This window comes from Pseudoalteromonas sp. SG45-3, assembly GCF_014164075.1.
Classification (GTDB): Bacteria; Pseudomonadota; Gammaproteobacteria; order Enterobacterales; family Alteromonadaceae; genus Pseudoalteromonas; species Pseudoalteromonas distincta.
In genome coordinates, this window is the sequence record NZ_JACJEN010000004.1 from 302,030 (window position 1) to 318,641 (window position 16,612).

The following is a 16,612-nucleotide window of genomic DNA, read 5'->3' on the forward strand; positions in this document are numbered from 1 at the left end:
TCTCTTAAAGCTTCTAACGTATGGTTAGAAATAACCTTCCATTTTTTTCTTTTCCATAGAACCAGCTGAATCGTTATCGATTACTCTGCCTTGGCGCTCTGACGTAGTACAAAGCAGCATTTCTTGGATAATTTCAGGTAATGTTTGAGCCACAGACTCAACAGCACCAGTTAATGGATAACAACCCAATGTTCTAAAGCGAACCATTTTTTGCTGAACTTCTTCGCCTTTTTCAAGCTCCATTCGTTCATCATCAACCATAATTAATGTGCCATCACGCTCAACAACAGGACGCTCTTGTGCAAAATATAATGACGGAATTTCAATACCTTCAAGGTAAATGTATTGCCAAATATCTAACTCAGTCCAGTTACTAAGTGGGAATACGCGAATACTTTCACCTTTATCGACTTTGCTGTTATAAACATTCCAAAGTTCTGGGCGTTGGTTTTTAGGATCCCAACGGTGGTTTTTATCACGGAATGAATAAACACGCTCTTTAGCACGAGATTTTTCTTCATCGCGACGGGCACCACCAAATGCAGCATCAAAACCATTCATATCAAGGGCTTGCTTTAACCCTTGAGTTTTCATAATGTCAGTATGTTTAGCACTACCATGAACAAATGGGCTAATCCCCATTTCTAAACCTTCAGGATTTTTATGAACGATTAAATCGAAACCATGCTTTTCAGCCATTTGATCTCTAAACTGAATCATTTCTTTAAATTTCCAGTTTGTATCTACGTGCATTAACGGAAAAGGTATTTTACCTGGATAAAAAGCTTTACGTGCTAAATGTAGTAATACTGAAGAGTCTTTACCAACAGAGTAAAGCATTACTGGATTATCAAATTCTGCGGCTACTTCACGCATTATATGAATTGATTCGGCTTCGAGGGCCTTAAGGTGAGTTAACTTTTCTTCATTCATAACGTTTGTTTATATCCTAAATTATCAAAATCCATCCAAGCCAATTATTAAAATATTATTTGGCTAAACTAAAACTATTATGCGTACTAGTTTAAATATTATAAACACCGCATTCAATGCGCAAGTATGCGTTCATAGTACTATATTCTTCACTAAGGTGCTGCGTGCATCATCAAGAGAGTAAATAATCCTTATTTACTCTATAAGCGAGGTATAAAACCTCACCTACAAAACAATTTTACCACCGAGAACACAGAGGCGCTTCGCGCTACACTGAGAAGTTATTAGATCCTCTCTTTCACTTCTCTGTGTTCTCTGTGGTGATAATAATGTCTTAATCACTTTATGAGCATTTAGCCCAAAACAATTTTACCACCGAGGGCACCGAGGCGCTTCGCGCTACACAGAGAAGTTATTAGCTCTTCTCTTTCACTTCTCTGTGTTCTCGGTGGTGATAATAATGCCTTAATTACTTACTCTGTAAACAAGCTACAAAACCTCACCTACAAAACAATTTTACCACCGAGAGCACAGAGGCGCTTCGCGCTACACGGAGAAGTTATTAGCTCTTCTCTTTCACTTCTCTGTGTTCTCTGTGGTGATAATAACGTCTTAATCACTTACTCTAATAAGCGAGGTATAAAACCTCACCTACAAAACATTTTTACCACCGAGAGCACAGAAGCACTTCGCGCTACACAGAAGGTAAATCACTTCTCATTGTCTTCTCTATGGTGGTAATCACTCATTTTATGAGTGATTACAAAACCTATATAGTCGCTCTTTTTATACTATTTCCAATGTTTATCATAAGAGCCTTTTCTTCCTAGCAATCCATCGTAAATACCTTTGAGCATAAACCCAAAGCGCTTACGTCTATTTTTTTGCATAACAGAATTTAAAAAAAAGCGAATCGGCATAAAAAACAAACACTTTACTTTCCAATAATTTGGAACGTAAGCCCTGCGGCTCAACAATAAAATATTTCTAAACTGATAATACAGCCTAATTGGGGCACCAACTTTATAAGTTATACCCACAAACTTACTACGTGAGTCTCCTAAACGATGAACCATTTCTATATTTTTGGCTTTAGCAATATCAAACCCCATACTTCGAGCACGCCAGCACCATTCATGGTCAACCCCATCAATAAATAAAGATTCGTCTTTTAAACCTATATGATCAAGAGCGCTTAAATCTATCATCATCCCAGAAGCAATAATTTGAGTAACACCAACTAGGTCGTCGTATTCAAACACCTCTTTTTGAACCATAGGGTTTACTTTTTTATCTGAAAAACTACAACGAATTCTAGGGCCAATAGCAACTACATTTTGTTTCACTTTAGTAGATGCCTTAAGCAAACTGCTTAAATTGAAAACCATATCAGTAGGTATTAAGCTGTCTTGGTCAAGTAAAATGGCATACTCACACCCTGCTTTTAAAAGATAAATAAGCCCAGCATTATGCGCATGCGCAATACCCGAGTTATCAGCAAGATGAATATAGTGGTAATGACTAATTACTTTTGTGAAATCGTGAGGGGTTGGGCTATTATCAACTATAACCACTTCTTCTGTTTGCCCATATAAACGCGTTAATAATCGTTCTGTTAACGCTAGGTCGGGCTTATAAACAACTAAAACTGCACCAATCATAATTAATTGTGTTTATTTAAGCCCAATATAAAGCGGTCGGCTTTATATGCAACTTTTATAACCCATGAAGGCATCATTCGTAATACTAATACAAATAACGCATAACAATAATTTTGTAACGACTTTTGCTTAAGGGAATCCATAGCTAAAAGCCTAGCTTTAAATTCATTTACCGACTTACCTCTACCACGGCGCTTATAAAAACCATTTATGCGCCTAAAATGAAGTAATGGCTCTTTTACATTCGCAAATTTGCAGCCATCTTTTGCCAGTGCTATCCATAAAAAATAGTCTTGAGTGTTAAGCATATTAGTTAAATACCTATGCCCACGTGCAAATACACTATACCTAATAGCAACCGTAGGATGGTTTATAGGGCAACGACGCGAAAAAGCGCAAATTAATTTAGAATGAGTAAGAGGTAACCTACGTATACCAGCTCTGTTACCTTGTTCGTCTACTTCCCACAAAGCAGAGCCAAGCACATCAACATCTTGATGCTTATTTAGTAAAGTAACTTGTTTTTCAAAACGGTGAGGTACGCAAATATCATCGGCATCCATTCTAAAAAAGTATTCTGGATTTAGTGGCAAGGTTGAGTCGATAATATAGTTCATGCATGTGCTTAACCCTTTATTTTTTAGGCCATGCACTAGCGCTAAATTTGGGTGTTGTTTTTCTATTTTAGTTAAGTAAATAGCAATATCGTCTGCTACTTCACCATCGAGCACGATCATAAATAAATCAGCAGGTAAAGTTTGGTTTAAAACACTCTCAACTGCTTGTTTTACCCACTCTAGCCGGTCGTTGATATAAACAGACATACCACAAACAACACTTACGCTACTTGCAATTGGATAAGTAGACTGCAATATAAACTGATTATTAGTTGCCGAAATTGGGATCATACTCTCTCTATAAAAAGATAAAACAACTCAAACAAACAGTCATTTACAAACTAGAAGCAATTCTAGCTTACTTTAATTAAGCACACAAAAAAACATAACGAATAATAACGCTAGTTTTACTTTTTATTAACTACCTAAAAGGCTTAATCGCAAAATTTTCACGTCTACGGGTTAAATTAGGATTATATGCAGGGTCGTTAGCAATAAAATCACACCACGTAGTTTGCAAATAATTAAGCTCAGCATTAAAGCGCCGCACTTTTTCAGGCGTATCTTCGTGCCCGCGCGATACAGACTCATGATGGTACAAAATAGCTTCTGCACAGTATAAGTTTCGTCTACCTAACTGCAGTACTTTTAAACATAAATCAACATCGTTAAACGCAATGGCCAACTTCTCAGCGTTAAGGCCCCCAACGGCCCAGAAATCATCTGCTTTTATAAGTAAACACGCAGCAGTTACCGCACTATAATTTTGAGTAGCAACTAAGCGATTCATATAACCAAAATGATCATCAGGAAAGTACTTATGCCCATGCCCTGCACCGCCACCATAGCCCAATACAACTCCCGCGTGCTGAATACGATTATCTGAATACAAAAGCTTTGCACCCACACAACCTATATCATCTCGCATAACATGGCTAACCATGTTTAACAGCCAATCAGGTTCAATAACTTCAATATCGTTATTTACTAATGCCAATACCTCGCCCGAGGCTTTTTTAGCTGCAAAATTATTTATAGCCGAGTAATTAAATTCGGCGGCGTAATTAAACACCTTAATTTTTGAATGCTTGCTTAACTCATTAAAATATTTAAGGCACTTTGGGTCATCAGAGCCATTATCAATAAGTAATATTTCATAATTGCTATAAGTTGTTTTACTTAATATTGACTCAACACACGCTTTTACCAGATCCAAGCCGTTACGCGTAGGTATAATTATTGACACCAGCGGCTGTGTATTTAGATGCCACCGTAAATATACACTGGGTAAATTAGAGGGAATGGCACTCGCAAATGGCGCATATAAAGCACTTAATTGATGTGTAGCATTACTAAATTTAGGTAAGTTGGATGGGCGAGAAAGCAACACTTGAGCTATATGCTCAACATTTATGTTAGGGTTGTTTATATAACTAGTACACATAAATACACTTAACATAAACTCGTTAAGGGGTAGCTTTATAACATTAAAGTCATTTAAGTTTTTAACCCAAATACCCGAGCTAACATAGCCATTAGTTAGCTGTAAGTCAGGATTCCAACTGGGTTTAAAATCGGCAAACTCTCTTTTTTTATCCTTTGCGTTTAAAGAGTCGGTATCAACATAAGCAAGCTTAGCTGAGCTTGATAACTCGGTTGCTAACACAAACCCTAAATACGGGTGCAATACATCACCAGCGTTAACAAAAAAGAATGGGGGATTAACCACCTCACGGGGTAAGCATTCAGCGCTTAGGCTTGTAACAACTCTAAAATTTAAAACGCTGTTTAGCGCTAAAAATTCATTTATTTCAACTCGATTATTTACCTTACAATATACAACTACATTTAAAAATGCGGCATGCTGCTCATTAATACTATTAAATGTAGCCAATAAATTACTAGGGCTATAATCGGCAACGCATACAATTAACGAACAATCACTATTGGTGACTTCTGCAAAGTGCTTAACTTGCCTAGCAAGGTAGCAATTGTGCTCGTTAATATAGTCATCGTAAGAGCGCTTAAGCTCATCAAGTGTTTGTAGCTGATATAACAAACCACTTTTATGCAAGTTACGACTATACGCAGCCACCAGCTTGGGATTCTGCTTTACTTTGTCAACAAAGCTCTGAGGCAAAATACTTAAAAGACCTTTGATTATTTTTACTGATGTTTTTCTAATTAACTGCACCTAGAAATCATCACGCTTAACTGTAGAGCTATCAATTTCACGCTCATAAATTTTTATCTTACTATTAATTAAAGGACCGTTGGGCCTTAACTTCTGTGCCCTTTTCATAAATAAGTATGCTAAACCTATATCTTTGTTCGTCTCTGCTATAAACGCTAATTCCTTTAGAATATCAACATCAGAAATAGACTCAGCTAAACCAAGTTTGAGCCTCAATCTATTTATATCATCAGGTGCAGATTGATTAATTGGTAGTTGTTCAGGCTCTATAGCTTTACCAAATAAACGCTTTATAAAATTTAAAGACTTCGTTTTGAACATATATTTATCCGATACTTCAGAAAGCTGATACTTCTTAATAAAAACTTGCCCATACTTGTCATTAAAACAGGGCTGATAACTTGAAAGATAAAGTGCATAGCAAATAGACTTATATACCTCAGGCGCTTGATTATTAATATACTCAGCCACTTTAGTAAACTCTGATACATCTAAATTTTGCTCTCTATAGTCTTTTTGATCAGTTGAGCTAACTTCATTTAGTAAACTCTCAAAACCATAAACAGAAAACTTAGAACAAAAACTACCTAAGGCATCAATAGCATGACTTCTGTATAACTCATAGTTATCAGGGTCTATAAGAGAAAAACTATTTGAGGAGCTTTTAAACGTTTGCAAAATTTTATCTACTTTCAAAGCTAAGTCAGGTGAGCAAAACTGGTTAATCCAGCGTTTAAACTCAAGTGCCTCAAAAGAGTAAGAGGTATTAATATTAGCTTTTCCCATTATGGGTGGCTCAATATTTAAAATACTATAAAAATCATTAATAATATTTCCGCCAACAAATGCCTTATTACTATATGAACGAAGTCTAAACCGACCTACCCCAAATTTACTTACTAGCTCATCCAGTTTATTTAAGTAAAGCTGTGGTAACTTAGGAAGAGATTTAATAGGGCTTATTTTGTGATGTCGCTTTACTGATTGATTATACAAAGATTCAAAGCTATCTAAAGGATTTCGAATATAGGCAATAAAATGTGCATCAGGTAGTACCTCTGTAATATCACTAACCCTTTCAAAAAAAAACTCAGAGCTTAATAACAATGTATGCAAACCACGCTTTTTACACTCAGCCAAAAGGGTCACTACCTTAGCATTGCTCACTACACGACCACTTGACGTGTTCTCATAAATACTATTTAAATTTCCTGAGCTAATTCCATTTATATCAGTGGTATGCTTTGGGTAATAAATGCCATTTTCAGCTAACCGTTTTGAGTCTCGTTGTAATGAAAACTGTATTGCTGACGTACCTGTTTTAGGAGGTCCTATATGTATAATTACTTTAATTGTCATCAATAAATTCCAAGTAGTAACTTAGCTGTGCTTTCAACTACCACTTAATTATGTACTAACTTGTTTTGTATAAAGCCTGCAACTCTTTAAGTATTGCTTAGCCACTTAACAAAAAATTATGCAAATATAAATTAATGCATTTAAATTAATTAATAATTTGTGCTTCATACTGAGATACTTTATGAGCAATCAGGTTACCACCAGGTCTAAACCTAGATGCTATTCTCATAAGTTCTAAGGATACGTTAAGGTCAACACCCTCAAAGGATATTGCAATATCTCTAAATTTATTTATCAAAGGCTCATCGATTATATTTAGATAATCAATACTCTTGATTCTTTTATGGAATGAGGAAAAAATCGAAGTCCCTTTAAGAACTTTATAATAAGTATCCACATCCTTTAATAACTCCTCATCAGTTATATCAAGAATTTCTAAAGCACTAATTTTTACGTCTTCACGTATTTTATTTAGCATACCAGCTAAATTACAATACTTTATAAACTCATCCAAACTACCATGGTAGCTTTTTAGGTGTGATTCAGGAACATCAAGATATGATAATTTAGCCTTTTTAGTTATGCCATCTCTGTTTTTCTTAACCCTCGAAGTCGATTCAGGGTTTTGCCTTAGTAATAATGCTAAATATTCACACTCAGAACGAACCATTCGGTGAAGTATGTAAGCATTTTGATTAATGTTAAAGCTTGGTGCAGCTAATTCTCTATGCTTACCTTTTTCAAAGGTATCTCCACTAGCATCTATATGAGAGGCATTATAGTTAGATTTGAGCAGAGGAACATGTAATGTAAACTTCCTCATATTTTCATAAGTACACCGGGTTATGATAGTTTTTACTTGGGGAGTAACATAATAACCCTTGTTAACAAAAGGAGCTGAAAACTCCTCTTCATCAACCTCCTGACAAGCCCAGTGAATTGACAATTTACTAGCAAAATAAAAAGAGTTAACAAACTGTTTTATATCCTTTTTAAAGCAAGTAGGATAAAAAAACTCATCAGCATCCACACTTAAACAATGAGTAATACTTGGGTCTTTAAATGCCTCATTTGCTAAAAAACTAAAAGATAGCCGTTGCATATTTGGGTTTATCCCGGTTTTATCAGCGTCTTTATCTATCCAGTCAGTAATAAAGTATTCTACATTGTCATATTTTGAACTTATTAGATCCAAAACCTCTATAGTTTTGTCTGTAGTACGATTTATAGCTAAATAAATTTTTTTAAAACCGAAATACTGATAATGGTGTACCCACTCATGAATATAGGCCGATTCATCTTTGATAACAGCGATAACAGCAACATCTTTGCATATAGCAGCCTCTTGTTGCGTATTTTTAAAAAGTGATGAGACTTTTTTTAAACTCATAATGGCTCACTTATCTAACATTACTTTAATTATAGTTTTTATAGCGTGATTAGCTAAATCCTCATTCCACTCATCAGAAGCTTTCTCGTTATAAAAGTCAAAAGACTCTGAAAATATACTTTCATTTTCACTACTTATTTTAAACCGTTGGTTAAGCGCAACATTAGAGGCTCTAAAATTAGAATAAAAATCGATAGCCGTACTGCGCGCAGGGCGCATCACGTATGAGTCACCTAGTTCATTAATTATTTTTTGAAAAATAGCATCATTACGCTTAACGCCCATAGAGCGCAAAATGTGAGCGACTTTTACATGTAATATACCCAAACTTACATTAGCGTCATTCACATTTATATCGTTTTGAGAAAATGGAACTTTTAAAAAATCAAGAAAGTCACTCACTACACAATTATTTTTTAGCTCTAGCCTATCAAATACCTTAAAGGTAATATTTTCATCACCAAAAACATCTCCCCACATGGCAAAATGATCATAGTAATTTAAATACGAATTAGCATTTTTGTCTAAACTAGGAAATGCTTTATTATCGCCTTTAAAATAATGCCCTTCTGCTTCCCAGCTCTTAGCTCTTTGCTGATAGTGCGACAAAGCTTGTCGGTCTTGTCGCCTAATATAAATAAGGATTTTTATAGAAGAAAAGTGCGCGCCCAAAGAGGCTTTAAACTGCTCTAATTGCTCTTTATCATGTATCCATGAAAAACATTCTGAGGACATTACAACACGTTTACCGGTACACTTTTTTAAATTTATAGCCAGCTGCTCTTTTATAAAAACAGATCCATTCTTAATTTTTGAATGATCAAAATAATAAGTTTGGTTTACTTGAACTGCACTTTTACCATTTTCAATAAAAAATGGAGTCACACTATTTTTTTTTAAAAAGCGCTGATTATTGTACATCCAGCTTTGAACTGTCGATGTACCGGTTTTGTGCGCCCCAATATGTAACGTTAACTCTCGCATTGCTTGGTCTCCGGCAACGATAAATTATATTCGTAAAAATTAAATACTATAAAACAGTCGCTAAGCATTTATCTAAATTATTAATAGAGACTTTCCATTCAATGGAGTTATTTTTTTGAAATATATTATTAGTTGAAGTGTTGTAGCCATATGTTTTATGCCCACATATTAAATCTGTATTAACTTGATGGTTAATACCAGGGTTTATTTTCATAATCGGTAAACAAGTAATGCCTAAAGTTTTTGCAGGGTTGGGTATAAAAAAGGAATTTTGCAAACCAGAGCCAGGACTACCAGCAATAAAATTGGTGGTTGAAAGTGCCTTCTGCATATCAATTTGAGAAAGATCCTCGGGCACTATAATTTCAAACCCTATTGAGCGAAAGTAAGACTCAACTTCATCCTCATTCAGTAGTATTCGGCCTTGTATCGGCGCCTTTACCGCACGTCGACTCAAGTAAACTCGCTTGTTACTAACAATGCTATTTTTATTCTCGTAACCTGCCATCATTTTATTTAAATGTAACCAAACTAAACGAGCTTCATCTGTCAGGTAGCAGTTGCCATCACTAATAGAAATACCTGACTCAGGAATAATTATATGCTCAAACGTTGTTGGCTTTTTAATAAAAACAATATTGTCGCGGTTTATACCTAACACGGCTAAATACTGCATCATATTAGAGTTCAAAAAAGCATTTTTTTGCTGCTCATTAAAATTTTCAAATACGTGGTATACAAATTTAGTATTTTTATTTACTAAGCTAGGCTTTTTTAATGCAAGCCAAAAACGCGTGACTCCCTCCTGAATAAAATGCCCATAATGAGGGTTTAGCATGCCCATGTAGTAATAGTTACCTTTCATATGCTCACTAGGAAAAGCGGCCTTGAAAGGATAAACAGGCAACTCAGAATGGTCTTTGTAGCCTTTTAATACTGGTTTGTAATGGTCAGCTATTAAAATTGGGTTTAAATGTTTGTCATAAGCCCAGTGTTCAAAAAAATAGCTTTTAGGAATATGGTGTGTTTCTTTGTAGGGTAAAAAAAGTGGATTCTCTTCAATACAGTAAGTTGGAGAAAATTTAGTAAACTGCGAGTTATATAAACGCGTTTCAGAGATATCGCTTCCGCATATAAAGTTAATATGATTTTTCAGCGCTAAGCTATAATCTAACCGTGTGCTTATACGTTTTTTTACAGGATCCCAATAATCGTTTTTCATAGGTTTAGATCCACGTATACCTTGCTGTAAGGCGCTCTTTATCGTGTGTAAAAGCATTTCGTACCACTTTAGTTTCTATGCGTTGTTTTACGTTTTTAGCATGCTGCTCTTTGTAGTCTAAAGAATTTAGGTACTTTATAAGCTCTTCTCGCTGCTGTTTATTGCTACTTACACGGTCAAAGTGTCGCAGCATAGGCGCAATTTCTAGCCGAATAGATTCATTAACCTTACTCTGTAGGCTATTGCTAGCGTCAATGTTAAGGCCAATAACTTTAAAAAATAGACTTACAAAATTTTGCTTATCTTTATCGTAATCCATCAAAAATACATTTTCATCGCCAATGTGTTTTGCCCAATTATCAACTAATAATGGCATTCTTATTTGGGCCAATTCTCTTTCGCAAAACTTAAACATATCTTCGTTGTCAGGGATACCCCAATTGACTTTAACGGCTTGTAAAAAAGCAGAAATTAAGTAATCAGTGTAATTTCTCACCGCAACTATAACTTTTACTTCAATACCTTCGCTTTTTGCCTCATTAAGCATATTTGCAATATGCTGCGGGTTATCCCTAATTAAAAACTCACTAGATACAACCGTACTACTGTCTCTGTTTTTAGCAAAACTTAAAAGCGACTTCCAATTTTGTTGGTAATTCTCAAGCGAAAAACCAGGGTGGTTAGAAGCAAAGTAGTTGCTCGCGCCACCAAATAAACCAAATGGCGAAAAGCATGCTTGTAAATTGTTATCAGTAGAAAGTTTAAAGCCAATATTTTGAATTGCACTCGTTGCTGTTTTCCCTATACCAGGGTGAAATATTATTGTTTTGGGTTGATTTAAATTTATATTCATATAGTTGTCTATTCACCTAAAAACGGGAAGCGCCCAAAGCTACTTATCAGTGGTCCCCATTTTAAAATATGTTGTTCGTTTAATTCATTGCTACCACTAAATGGATTATCCCATCCTGCAGCATGCCATTTATCTAATGGATTAAGAATATGCAAATTTTGTAAGCCAAAGTCACCTGGTATTTGTGCATCGGCCACGGCATTGTCGCCAACATGTATAAAACTTTGCCCTTCGGGTAGGCTTTGCTTTATATGTTGCCACAATTGGCCATTGTCTTTGCGTTTACCTAAATCGCTCGAAACCAGTAAATCAAAGCCCACACTAATACCTACTTTAGCCAGCATAAGTGCCACTTGTTCTTTTGTATAATAGGTATCTGATGCAACTGTTACTTGTTTGCCAGCTAAAATAAGCTCGTTAAAAATATCAACCATTTCATCTTTTGGTAAAATCATGTGTAGGTCATAAGCAAACTCTTGCTCTGCGTAACTATGGGCTTGCTCACTGTTCCAGCCCAGTTGCTCGCTTAAGTAGCTGTACGTTTCAAAAATACTTACATCACCTATAAAGTTTTTAGCTTTGCGTACCTCAAACTCTGCGATATTACGGGATTTAACAAATTCATGCGCATTACTTACAACACCACTTTCAACCAACGCTTTACCTAATAACAACTTAGCGTAATCTGGCGCGTGGTATTCACGCCTTACTAAAGTATCAAATACATCAAAGCTTATATGCTCAAAATTATTCAGCTGATTTTTAAGCCCTTCGGCAGTATTAACATACTGCGCCAAAATATAGCTTGTATCGTGTGTAAGTTGGCCTGTTTTAGGATAGTAAAAAAGCTGCTTGTAGCCATTTTTTTCAACAAGTAGCCCAAGCATACGCTCAAGCGCATGCAGCTGTGAGCCATCGTTAGGTAAAGGCTCACCAGGGAAATCATCGTACTTATACTCTTTATTTAAAAGCTGCTTTAGCGCCTCAGGCCTTGCCCAAAACATACCGCCGGCAGGGTAAGCTAAAAAATCATCTTTTAATTTAATATTCCACTCTTTAGTAAACTTTTGCGCAGCGGGTTTATTTTTAAGCCAGTGGTTTACCCAATCAGGCATCATCCAAAACGAAGTGGGGTAATATATGCCGCTTTTAGGATTATCGTTAAAATGATTAAGCACTTGCTTAATAACGTGCTGGTCATTTAATAAGTACTCACCCAAGTAATCAGCCCACTGGGTTTGCGCACGGCCAGAATAAAGTGATTTTTTAGAATGCATATGGCAAAACAAATCGTACTTTTGTAACTCACTTGCAAACTCAACAAGCATAGGGCCAAAGTTTCGCCCATGGTTAGGCACTACCTTTACTAAAACCTTATTTACCTTTGAACACGCTTTAAAATCGTGTATTGCTTTTTTAGCAAGCTCATCACTAGCTACACTCACAAAAACATCGACCGGCTGCGTAAATTTAGCTAAAGCATCACAGTAGTAATCAATAAACTCGCCATAAAACACATGAAAACACATCGCTAATTTAAGTGATGTTGACTCACCATCAGCGGTGCTTTTTATTGCTTGTGGGTACCACTTTTGATTAGCCGGAAGCGATAAGCGACCTTCTTGCTGCCCATGATTTAAGTAATGCACTAGCGCATGCTCGCCCTGCAAGTAAATGTCCGTATTACACTTATAATATAACTCTGTATCAAAGTTAGGGCTTGGGTTTACACCGCTAAAATTACCTTTGTGTAAGTAATCTTCAAAAGCTTCAAGTTCACAGCTAAACGTTCTAAGCTGTTTATTGCTATACCAAGCATAATCAAAAAAGCCTGCTGCTTTTGCTTTTTCAAGTAAGTAAGCCGTTTCTTTATCGCTATAACTTTTTTTATTATTATTTAACTTTATATACTCACGGTGCTGTAATTTTGCATTAACTCGCTGAGCTAACTTAAGGAGTTGCGGCTGACTTTTTACAAAGTTAAACAGTACAGGCATATGTGTTTTTATTGTTTTTTTATTAATCATTATGCTAAACCAAAAAACTGTAGGGCATTAACGGTACCGTTACCTGTAACGTCGTCATCAATGTCAAAAATGTGCGTCGTGCATTTAGGGATCATATTTGGTTTACCCATATAGCTATTTAGTAATAATTCTAACTCATGGCTTGTAAATACTAATTGATGCTTACCAGTATGAAAACAATAATTAAGCGCACCAGCCATTACTTGCTCAAGTTCATAAAAATAACGCTGTGATGCAACTTTTCGCCCGTAGTAAAAATCGAATTTAGACTGATCAAAAGTATTCAGTTTAATATCTCTAAACTGGCCATTAGGTGCAGTTAACAGTGATTCTAAAAACATTGAGCGGTCGAGCGGTAAGTAACCTTCACCAATTTTAACACCTTCTTTTAAATACCCACGCATAGTTACTTTATTATCATCAACACTATACTCACCAGGTTTCGACGCTATTAAATAGTGGCCATAGGTATCTTTGTTTAGCAATATAGAAAGTAACGCCTGAATAGTACCTGAGTAGCCTAAATCCACTAAGTGGAGTGTTGACTGTTTATTTACTCCCATAGCCTCTAAATAAGCAAGATAAGCACACTTTGTAGGGGCTATTACTTTATCAATCGCTTTTTTATGGTTGGCTAACACTTCTATAATGCTTTTTTTATCAGCCGCTAATTCAACATGGCGGCTGCTAATTTCGTTACTAAAAATATCTTCTATTTCAGTGTTACTTAATAAAAAACGCGTACGCATTAAATCATAAAAGGAGCCTTTAAAATCGCCCTTGAGTGAATATGCATAGCTTTGGCTGTTGCCTAAGAGTAACTTAAATAAAAATGCGCGCGAGGCAAGTAAATAACAACTATATTGCTTTTTATTACTACCTGAAAGATACTGTTTAAATGCTTTTTCTAGCCAGTAACCTTCCCTGGCTAAAAAAAAGAGAGGTGTATTTTGAGTAGTATTTTCAACCAACTGTTGAGAAAAAAAACTTAATGTCGGCCCCATAAAGGTTGAACCAAAAGCTGTAAAACGCGCTGCTGATGTTTGGTTTTTTGTAAAACTTTCCATTTTATTAATACCATCCTGTGATGAATAAAATACGTATTAAGCTTAATATCCTAAAGAACATTTAAATATTATTAACGCCTTCTTATATTTATACATGAGGCATTTTTTAATATAAAAACCTTTTAGCCAACCCACTAAATTTATAATTAAGGGAACAAAAGATCGCTCTGATTACAACGCTTTGTATAAAGCGAAATATCCTCAGCGTAGAGCTTTTTGACCAGCTGGATTAATTCATCATTATAGAGCGCTTTGTGGCTCGGACATTTTCCTGCTCGCTTTAAAACAGCAATGTCAAAGGCAGAAGTCTTACTGTAATCACTATTATTTAGCATTTCAAATTTATCAGTGCCGTGCCCTGTTAAACTGCGAGCATCCACTACATCCAAATCTATTTTATCTTTTAGTGTAGTTATCGCTTTTTCAAAATGTTCAAGTGCAAAGTAGTCATCGTATTCTTTATAAAGTAAAAATAAGCTTTGTGGTTTCCAATGTATATTGGCGCCTTTCATAGGCGGTACAGCAAGTGACTTAACAAATTGCTCAAAAGTTAAATCATCAAGGTTAACCTCACGCTTTAGTAAATCGCGGTACTGCCAAGCGTCAGGTTCTTTAGCTACAAACTTATCTAAAAACACACTTGCTAAACGTCTAAATGGGCAGCGTAATACAACAAATTTATAGTGTGCAGTCGCTGCTTCTTTTAAAGTAGGCTTAAACGTTTGGTTATTTTGGTGTATCCAATTACCCTGCTCAATACCATCAATGGTTCCATTAGCAATTGCTACAGATAGTCGTAATGTAGAACAACCATTTTTGGGAATGAAACTATAAATAGCGTTACTATTAAACACCTGCATAGCGTAGTTCATACCAAACTGATGTTGTCCATTCTGGTTTAAATTAGTAAAGCTGTTTGCACTGAAATTAAGCATACACAATTATTTTCCTTTTTGATAAGTACAAAGGTATAACAGGAGAGTAAACTTTAAGCTGAGACTTACGGATTTTATAAACTTCTCCCAAGCTTTTCAAACTCTGTAGTGGTCAATAAAATTTGGCCACAGTTTTAGAATCTTGATATCTAACCTCAGATTCATTTGGCGCTAAACCGGCATTATAATGATGCGGCCTAACGTTGTTGTAATATCCGTTGATATAATCACTAACGCTATATTTAGCATCTATAAAATTTCCATATCCAACCTTTGGCATCCATTCCGTTTTAAAGCTTCTAAAAAATCGCTCCATTGGTGCATTATCCCAACAGTTTCCACGCCTACTCATACTTTGTTTGATTTTATAGCGCCATAAACGTTGGCGATATTTTAAACTTGTATAATGACTACCCTGGTCTGAATGAAACATCAGTCCTGTCGGTTTTCCTCTGCTTTCATACGCGAGTTCAAGCGCTTTTAGCGTTAAATTAGTATCTGGCGACAACGACATGGCCCAGCCAACGACTTTACGTGCAAATAAATCAATAACAACGGCTAAATAAGCCCAGCGATTACCTACCCAAATATACGTCACATCACCGCACCACACGGTATCTGGCTCAACAACATCAAATTGTCTATCAAGCAGATTTGGAATTTCAAGGTGCTCATTACCGCCGCGTTTATATGAATGTTGAGGTACTTGGCAGCTTTCAAGCTTTAATTTAACCATTAGCTTAGCAGTACGATAACGACTCAATTCAAAATCATTGTTCGTTGCTATTGCCGCGATTGTCCGCGCCCCAGCTGAGCCGCCGCTCATTGCATGTATTGCTCTAACTTCAGCCTCTAGCCTTATTTGTTCTGGTGTCGGCGTTGTATCCCTTATAGCCCAATATTTATAGCTGCTACGATGCACATTGAATACGTTACACAGCACGCTAATTGGGTAACGCTCTCGTTGATTTAGTTTCTCAATTAACGAGAATTGTTCAGGGAGTCGGACATCAAGAGAGCGGTAGCCTTTTTTAATATATCCTTTTCTAATTCGATGCGTTGGATTTGCTTTTTAAGTTCGCGGATTTCAATTTGTTCGGGCGTCATTGGCGAAGCAGATGGTGTCTGGCCACTTCGCTCTTGCTTTAATTGAGTAACCCACTTACTGACGGTTGATTTACCCACCCCCATTGCATTGGCTGCTTCTTCTTGAGTATAACTTTGGTCAACTACAAGCTGAGCTGTTTCTAATTTTATTGCTGCAGAATACGATGCGCGTTTTAATTTCGTCATTTTTTCACCCAAATTTGTATGCTTATCAGCATAACATTTCTTTCTTAATGGGTGGCTAAAATCACTGTACCACTACA

General features: G+C 36.0%; 13 protein-coding genes. All 13 read right to left on the reverse strand.

The window, feature by feature from the left end:
- Window positions 1-24 precede the first annotated feature (24 nt).
- Window positions 25-933: a sulfate adenylyltransferase subunit CysD gene (gene cysD / locus H5126_RS07535; protein ID WP_002963147.1), complete on the reverse strand. Its 909-nt coding sequence runs from the start codon at window positions 931-933 to the stop codon at window positions 25-27.
- Window positions 934-1,724: 791 nt separating this feature from the next.
- The gene (locus tag H5126_RS07540; RefSeq protein WP_182719922.1) at window positions 1,725-2,594 is read right to left on the reverse strand and encodes a glycosyltransferase family 2 protein; all 870 of its coding nucleotides are present in this window, start codon (window positions 2,592-2,594) and stop codon (window positions 1,725-1,727) included.
- A gap of 2 nt (window positions 2,595-2,596) precedes the next feature.
- Window positions 2,597-3,502: a glycosyltransferase gene (locus H5126_RS07545; protein WP_182719923.1), complete on the reverse strand. Its 906-nt coding sequence runs from the start codon at window positions 3,500-3,502 to the stop codon at window positions 2,597-2,599.
- 130 nt (window positions 3,503-3,632) lie between these two features.
- Window positions 3,633-5,405: a glycosyltransferase gene (locus H5126_RS07550; RefSeq protein WP_182719924.1), complete on the reverse strand. Its 1,773-nt coding sequence runs from the start codon at window positions 5,403-5,405 to the stop codon at window positions 3,633-3,635.
- Window positions 5,406-6,764, reverse strand: a complete 1,359-nt coding sequence (locus tag H5126_RS07555) for a hypothetical protein (protein ID WP_182758510.1) — start codon at window positions 6,762-6,764, stop codon at window positions 5,406-5,408. It lies immediately after the preceding gene.
- Between the two features lie 145 nt (window positions 6,765-6,909).
- Complete coding sequence (locus tag H5126_RS07560) at window positions 6,910-8,154, reverse strand: glycosyltransferase family 2 protein (RefSeq protein ID WP_182758512.1); 1,245 nt, start codon at window positions 8,152-8,154, stop codon at window positions 6,910-6,912.
- Window positions 8,155-8,160: 6 nt separating this feature from the next.
- Window positions 8,161-9,138, reverse strand: a complete 978-nt coding sequence (locus H5126_RS07565; RefSeq protein ID WP_182721483.1) for a hypothetical protein — start codon at window positions 9,136-9,138, stop codon at window positions 8,161-8,163.
- Between the two features lie 46 nt (window positions 9,139-9,184).
- Window positions 9,185-10,360 carry a DUF563 domain-containing protein gene (locus H5126_RS07570; RefSeq protein WP_182758514.1) on the reverse strand — a complete coding sequence of 392 codons (1,176 nt, stop codon included), beginning with the start codon at window positions 10,358-10,360 and terminating at the stop codon, window positions 9,185-9,187.
- Window positions 10,361-10,364: 4 nt separating this feature from the next.
- Entirely contained in the window at window positions 10,365-11,213 is an 849-nt protein-coding gene (locus H5126_RS07575; protein WP_182721481.1) for a hypothetical protein, read from the reverse strand.
- Window positions 11,214-11,221: 8 nt separating this feature from the next.
- Window positions 11,222-13,240 carry a rhamnan synthesis F family protein gene (locus H5126_RS07580; protein ID WP_182721480.1) on the reverse strand — a complete coding sequence of 673 codons (2,019 nt, stop codon included), beginning with the start codon at window positions 13,238-13,240 and terminating at the stop codon, window positions 11,222-11,224.
- Complete coding sequence (locus H5126_RS07585) at window positions 13,240-14,307, reverse strand: HAD family hydrolase (protein WP_259414101.1); 1,068 nt, start codon at window positions 14,305-14,307, stop codon at window positions 13,240-13,242. Before H5126_RS07585 ends, H5126_RS07580 begins: the two co-directional genes overlap by 1 nt.
- 146 nt (window positions 14,308-14,453) lie before the next feature.
- Window positions 14,454-15,242 carry a sulfotransferase family 2 domain-containing protein gene (locus tag H5126_RS07590; RefSeq protein WP_182721479.1) on the reverse strand — a complete coding sequence of 263 codons (789 nt, stop codon included), beginning with the start codon at window positions 15,240-15,242 and terminating at the stop codon, window positions 14,454-14,456.
- Between the two features lie 112 nt (window positions 15,243-15,354).
- Window positions 15,355-16,535, reverse strand: a protein-coding gene (locus H5126_RS07595) for an IS3 family transposase (RefSeq protein ID WP_182758516.1) whose coding sequence is annotated in 2 segments (ribosomal slippage) — window positions 15,355-16,277 and window positions 16,277-16,535 — 1,182 coding nt in all. Because the reading frame shifts where the segments join, the coding sequence is not laid out codon by codon here.
- Window positions 16,536-16,612: the final 77 nt, after the last annotated feature.

Coding starts and splice junctions, on each gene's coding strand:
- cysD (WP_002963147.1), bottom strand. CDS start 933: ATGAATGAAGAAAAGTTAACTCACCTTAAGGCCCTCGAAGCCGAATCA.
- H5126_RS07540 (WP_182719922.1), bottom strand. CDS start 2,594: ATGATTGGTGCAGTTTTAGTTGTTTATAAGCCCGACCTAGCGTTAACA.
- H5126_RS07545 (WP_182719923.1), bottom strand. CDS start 3,502: ATGATCCCAATTTCGGCAACTAATAATCAGTTTATATTGCAGTCTACT.
- H5126_RS07555 (WP_182758510.1), bottom strand. CDS start 6,764: ATGACAATTAAAGTAATTATACATATAGGACCTCCTAAAACAGGTACG.
- H5126_RS07560 (WP_182758512.1), bottom strand. CDS start 8,154: ATGAGTTTAAAAAAAGTCTCATCACTTTTTAAAAATACGCAACAAGAG.
- H5126_RS07565 (WP_182721483.1), bottom strand. CDS start 9,138: ATGCGAGAGTTAACGTTACATATTGGGGCGCACAAAACCGGTACATCG.
- H5126_RS07570 (WP_182758514.1), bottom strand. CDS start 10,360: ATGAAAAACGATTATTGGGATCCTGTAAAAAAACGTATAAGCACACGG.
- H5126_RS07575 (WP_182721481.1), bottom strand. CDS start 11,213: ATGAATATAAATTTAAATCAACCCAAAACAATAATATTTCACCCTGGT.
- H5126_RS07580 (WP_182721480.1), bottom strand. CDS start 13,240: ATGATTAATAAAAAAACAATAAAAACACATATGCCTGTACTGTTTAAC.
- H5126_RS07585 (WP_259414101.1), bottom strand. CDS start 14,307: ATGGAAAGTTTTACAAAAAACCAAACATCAGCAGCGCGTTTTACAGCT.
- H5126_RS07590 (WP_182721479.1), bottom strand. CDS start 15,242: ATGCTTAATTTCAGTGCAAACAGCTTTACTAATTTAAACCAGAATGGA.